Raw genomic sequence first — 5725 nt, 5'->3', positions numbered from 1 at the left:
GCCGGTGGTAAGTTTGATGATAACTCTTACAAAGTATCAGGTGGCTTACACGGTGTTGGTGTATCGGTAGTAAATGCATTATCAGAAAAACTAACTCTTACTATTCGTCGTGAAGGCAAATTGCACGAGCAAACTTACAGCATGGGCGTACCTAACGCTCCATTAACTGTTATTGGCGATGCTGACACTACGGGTACTGAACTGCGTTTTTGGCCAAGTGGCGAAACATTTACAAACCTTGATTTTCATTATGATATTTTAGCTAAGCGTTTACGCGAGCTATCGTTTTTGAACTCTGGTGTAAGCATCATCTTATCTGATGAACGCGAAGAAAATAAAACCGACCACTTTAAATATGATGGCGGTATTCAAGCGTTTGTTGAATACTTAAACCGCAATAAAACACCTGTACATAAAGGTGTATTCCATTTTACTCACGAGCGTGAAGAAGATGGGATTAGCGTTGAAGTTTCAATGCAGTGGAACGATGGCTTCCAAGAAAACATTTACTGTTTTACTAATAACATTCCACAACGTGATGGTGGTACTCACTTAGCCGGCTTTAGATCTGCGCTAACACGTACACTTAATAACTACATGGAAAAAGAAGGCTTTAACAAAAAAGCTAAAACAACCAGTAACGCAACGGGCGATGATGCGCGTGAAGGCTTAACTGCGGTTGTAAGTGTTAAAGTACCTGATCCTAAGTTCTCATCACAAACTAAAGACAAGCTAGTATCAAGCGAAGTTAAATCTGCGGTTGAGCAAGCAATGGCTGAAAAGTTTTCTGATTTCTTATTAGAAAACCCAATGGATGCCAAAATTGTTGTTGGTAAAATTATTGATGCAGCACGAGCACGTGAAGCGGCGCGTAAAGCCCGTGAAATGACTCGTCGTAAAGGCGCTATGGATTTAGCAGGTTTACCAGGTAAATTAGCTGACTGCCAAGAAAAAGACCCATCATTATCTGAACTATACATAGTGGAGGGTGACTCAGCTGGCGGTTCAGCCAAGCAGGGTCGTAACCGTAAAAACCAAGCAATTTTGCCACTTAAAGGTAAAATCTTGAACGTAGAGAAAGCACGCTTTGATAAGATGCTTTCTTCACAAGAAGTAGCAACGCTAATAACAGCCCTAGGTTGTGGTATTGGCCGTGATGAATATGACCCAGAAAAACTACGTTACCACAGCATCATTATCATGACCGATGCGGACGTGGATGGTTCTCACATTCGTACATTGCTACTAACGTTCTTCTATCGCCAAATGCCAGAAATTGTTGAGCGTGGTTATATTTACATTGCACAACCACCACTTTATAAAGTGAAAAAAGGTAAGCAAGAGCGTTATATTAAAGACGATCCTGCACTTGTAGAGTACCTAACATCACTTGCACTAAATAATGCAGCGCTTTACACAAGCGAAGATGCAAGTGCAATTGAAGGTGAAGCGCTTGAGCAAATAGTACAAGATTACCAAAACACAGTTAAAGTCATTGAGCGCTTAAAACGTAAATACCCTAACACGGTAATGGAACGTTTGATTTACCAAAGCGAGTTAAAAGTAGAAGACTTATCTAACGAAGCTAAGGTAATTGAGTGGACGAAAGAGCTAGTTGACGACTTAGTTGAACGTGATGAAGATGCGACAATTTTCCATGCGGGTACTGAGCATGATGCAGAGCGCAACTTGTACTTCCCGGTTGTGAATATTCGTCAGCACGGCGTGGATAAAGCACACGTATTACACTACGACTTTATTGCATCTCGTGACTACCAACGCATTGCTGTGACTGGCACGAAGATCGCAAACATCTTAAAAGAAGGCGCATATGTTCAACGTGGTGAGAAAACAAAACCTGTTGATAACTTTGTGGATGCTTTGGAATGGTTGATCGCTGAATCTAAGCGCGGGATCTACATTCAGCGCTATAAAGGATTAGGCGAAATGAACCCTAGCCAACTGTGGGAAACCACAATGGATCCTTCAGCTCGTCGTATGTTACAAGTAACAATTGAAGATGCTGTAGCGGCAGATCAATTGTTTGCAACATTAATGGGCGATCAAGTTGAGCCTCGTCGTGAGTTTATAGAAACCAACGCACTTCGCGTAGTTAACTTAGACGTGTAAAAAATTATACTTACATCTTAAAAGGAGCCTAATGGCTCCTTTTTTATTTTAACAACCGCACAAACTGCTTAAAACCTGCGTGTGCACAAGGTATACTGAGGGTAATTTTCACGCTACTTTCAGATAGTAAAAAGCCAAATATGCAAAAATATGACGTTAAAACCTTTCAAGGTTTGATCCTGGCTTTACAGGATTATTGGGCGCAGCAAGGCTGTGTCATTATTCAACCACTTGATATGGAAGTGGGCGCAGGGACATTTCACCCGCAAACATTCTTAAAATCTATTGGCCCTGAGCCAATGTCGAGCGCATACGTACAACCGTGTCGCCGTCCTACCGATGGCCGCTACGGCGAAAACCCAAACCGCTTACAGCATTACTACCAATTTCAGGTAGTTTTAAAGCCATCACCAGATAACATTCAAGAGCTTTACCTAGGCTCATTAGAAGCAATGGGAATTGATACCCTAACGCACGAAGTACGCTTTGTAGAAGATAACTGGGAATCGCCAACACTAGGCGCTTGGGGCTTAGGTTGGGAGATTTGGCTAAACGGTATGGAAGTAACGCAGTTTACTTACTTTCAGCAAGTAGGGGGCTTAGAATGCTCTCCTGTAACCGGTGAAATTACTTACGGCCTAGAGCGTTTAGCAATGTACATTCAAGGTGTAGACAGTATATACGACCTAGTATGGGCAGACGGTCCATTAGGGCGTGTAACTTACGGCGATGTATTCCATCAAAATGAAGTAGAACAATCTACTTACAACTTTGAACACGCAAACGTAGATGATTTATTTGCCCAGTTTGATAAGTGTGAGGCTGAGAGCCAAAAGCTAATTGAAGCAAATTTACCACTGCCTGCTTACGAGCAAGTAATGAAAGCATCGCACGCGTTTAACTTACTCGATGCGCGCCATGCAATCTCAGTAACCGAACGTCAGCGTTATATTTTACGCGTTCGAGCGTTATCAAAAGCGTGTGCACAAAGTTATTACGATGCACGTGAAGCGCTTGGTTTCCCGCTGTGTAAGGATAAGTAAGCATGTCAGCACAAAATTTATTAGTAGAAATTGGCACCGAAGAGCTGCCACCAAAAGCACTGCGCAAATTAGCAGAAGCCTTTGCCGCAAACTTAACAGCAGAGCTTGAAACACTAGAACTTGGGCATGAAGGCGTAAGCTGGTATGCATCGCCTCGTCGTTTAGGTTTACAAGTAAAAGCGCTTGAAGCAAAGCAGCAAGATAAAGAAGTAGAAAAGCGTGGCCCTGCAACTAAAGCAGCGTTCGATAGCGAAGGTAACCCAACAAAAGCAGCAATGGGTTGGGCACGTGGTTGTGGTATTGACGTAAGTGAAGCACAAACTCTTGAAACCGACAAAGGCGCTTGGCTTTTACATATTGCTAAAGTAGCAGGACAAGAAACCAAAACGCTGATGAGCGATGCCATTGCAAAGTCGTTAGCAAAGCTGCCAATACCTAAGCCAATGCGTTGGGGCGCGAATAAAACACAATTTATTCGCCCAGTTCATACCGTAACTATTTTATTTGGTGATGAACTTATTGAAGGCGAAATTTTAGGTAAGCAAGTAACTAATCAGTTACAAGGCCACCGTTTTCATCATCCAGACAAAATCACCATTAACCATGCTGATGACGTGTTCGACGTATTAAAATCAGCCTACGTTATTGCTGATTACGAACAACGTAAAGCGCAAATCCGCGCACAAATAGAAGAAGCTGCAAGCGCAGTGAATGCGGTTGTTGCAATGGATGAAGACTTATTAGAAGAAGTTACTTCTCTAGTAGAGTGGCCAGTAACGTTAACGGCAACATTTGAAGAAGCATTTTTAGATGTACCTGCCGAAGCGCTAATTTACACCATGAAGGACGATCAAAAATACTTCCCGCTATTAGATCAAAACGGCAAACTTTTAAATAAGTTTTTGTTTGTATCTAACATCGAAAGTAAAGATCCAAGTGTGGTTATATCTGGTAACGAAAAAGTAGTGCGCCCACGTTTAGCTGATGCACAGTTCTTCTTTGAAACAGATAAAAAGAAAACCCTAGAAAGCCGCCTAGAATCACTTGATACTGTTTTATTCCAAAAGCAGTTAGGTACGCTTAAAGATAAATCTGTACGTATTAGCGAGCTTGCCGGCTACATTGCAGAGCAACTAGGTGCCGACAAAGACCTTGCAAAACGTGCTGGCCTATTAAGTAAAACAGACTTAATGACCGAAATGGTAATGGAATTTACCGACGTGCAAGGTGTAATGGGTATGCACTATGCACGCTTTGATGGCGAAGCAGAAGATGTAGCTATTGCACAAAACGAGCAATACATGCCGCGTTTTGCAGGTGACAATTTACCTACAAACCTAATCAGCTGTGCAGTAGCAATTGCAGATAAGTTTGATACGCTGGTGGGTATTTTTGGTATAGGCCAAGCACCTAAAGGTGACAAAGACCCATTTGCACTTCGTCGTGCTGCCATTGGTGCACTGCGCATCATGGTAGAAAAAGAGCTACCGCTTGATATTTTAGACCTCGTAGCAAAAGCACAAACACTGTTTGGCGAAAAGCTTACTAACCTAAATGTATCAACCGACGTATTTGACTTTATGCTAGGGCGCTTCCGCGCATGGTATCAAGACGAAGGCATTGAAGTAGATGTTATTCAGGCAGTACTGGCACGTCGCCCTACTAAACCTACTGACTTTGACCGTCGTGTTAAAGCAGTAAGCCACTTCCGTACGTTAGATGCCGCAGAAGCGCTTGCAGCAGCGAATAAGCGTGTAGGTAACATACTAGCTAAAAATAACATTACCACCGAAGGTGATGTTGATGAGAGCCTATTAAGCGATGACGCTGAAAAAGTATTAGCATCACAAGTAGCAAAATTTGCAACTGAGCTTGCACCACTTTACGCCGATGGAAACTACCAAGAGGCATTAAGCCAATTGGCAGGTATTCGCCAAAGCGTTGATAACTTTTTTGACAACGTCATGGTTATGGCCGACGATGAAGCTGTAAAGCAAAATCGCCTCGCACTATTAAGCCAGTTAAGCCGCTTATTTTTAGATATTGCAGATATATCTGTACTACAAAAATAACACCGCTTAAGCCAATAAAAAGCCAGCGTATTGCTGGCTTTTTAGTTTTAACAGAACGAAGGAAACCCATTAATGATGCCAATGAAACGAATTTTAACGCTTGCCATTGCCGGCTTACTCACAGCGTGTACTAGCCAAGTGTCTATTAACGACGTACTGCCACAGCAAGAGCTGGATAAAACAATTTACCTAAGAGGCGATTTTACGCTTTGGGATGCAGAGCCTCAGTACCAGTTTATGCCAGTAGGCGGCGCGCTTTACCAAGCAGAAGTTAAATTTAGCACCCCAGGTAAAGTGTACGAATTTAAAATAGCCGATGCCGATTTTAGCGAAGGCTACAACTGCGGCTATAGCGACTCACAACCAGCAGGGCAAAAACTAACGCTCGGCCAACCCGTACTTGCAGACTGCAATACTATTTATAACTACTTCAGTTACTCGCCTGCAATAAAAGGTACATACATAGTAAGTATTGATTAC

At 42.5% G+C, this 5725-nt stretch carries 4 protein-coding genes; all 4 read left to right on the top strand.

What is annotated here, in order from left to right; all coding sequences use genetic code 11:
* On the top strand, nucleotides 1–2130 hold a 2130-nt coding region (locus B4F91_RS01555), incomplete at its 5' end, for a DNA gyrase subunit B (RefSeq protein ID WP_288635340.1).
* A 140-nt stretch (nucleotides 2131–2270) separates the two neighbouring features.
* A complete protein-coding gene (glyQ, locus tag B4F91_RS01550) occupies nucleotides 2271–3173 on the top strand; it encodes a glycine--tRNA ligase subunit alpha (protein WP_004588055.1) in 903 nt (300 codons plus the stop codon).
* Nucleotides 3174–3175: 2 nt separating this feature from the next.
* On the top strand, nucleotides 3176–5245 hold the full coding sequence (glyS, locus tag B4F91_RS01545) for a glycine--tRNA ligase subunit beta (RefSeq protein ID WP_286938590.1): 2070 nt from the start codon (nucleotides 3176–3178) through the stop codon (nucleotides 5243–5245).
* A gap of 72 nt (nucleotides 5246–5317) precedes the next feature.
* Nucleotides 5318–5725: hypothetical protein (locus B4F91_RS01540; protein ID WP_288635339.1), on the top strand; the 408-nt coding region annotated here is incomplete at its 3' end.

The sequence above is a fragment of the Pseudoalteromonas sp. UBA6610 genome (assembly GCF_002433295.1).
Lineage (GTDB): Bacteria > Pseudomonadota > Gammaproteobacteria > Enterobacterales > Alteromonadaceae > Pseudoalteromonas > Pseudoalteromonas atlantica.
Note: the sequence above shows the minus strand (reverse complement) of the source record. Positions and strands in the feature narration are given on the sequence as shown.

Coding starts and splice junctions, on each gene's coding strand:
- glyQ (WP_004588055.1), top strand. CDS start 2,271: ATGCAAAAATATGACGTTAAAACCTTTCAAGGTTTGATCCTGGCTTTA.
- glyS (WP_286938590.1), top strand. CDS start 3,176: ATGTCAGCACAAAATTTATTAGTAGAAATTGGCACCGAAGAGCTGCCA.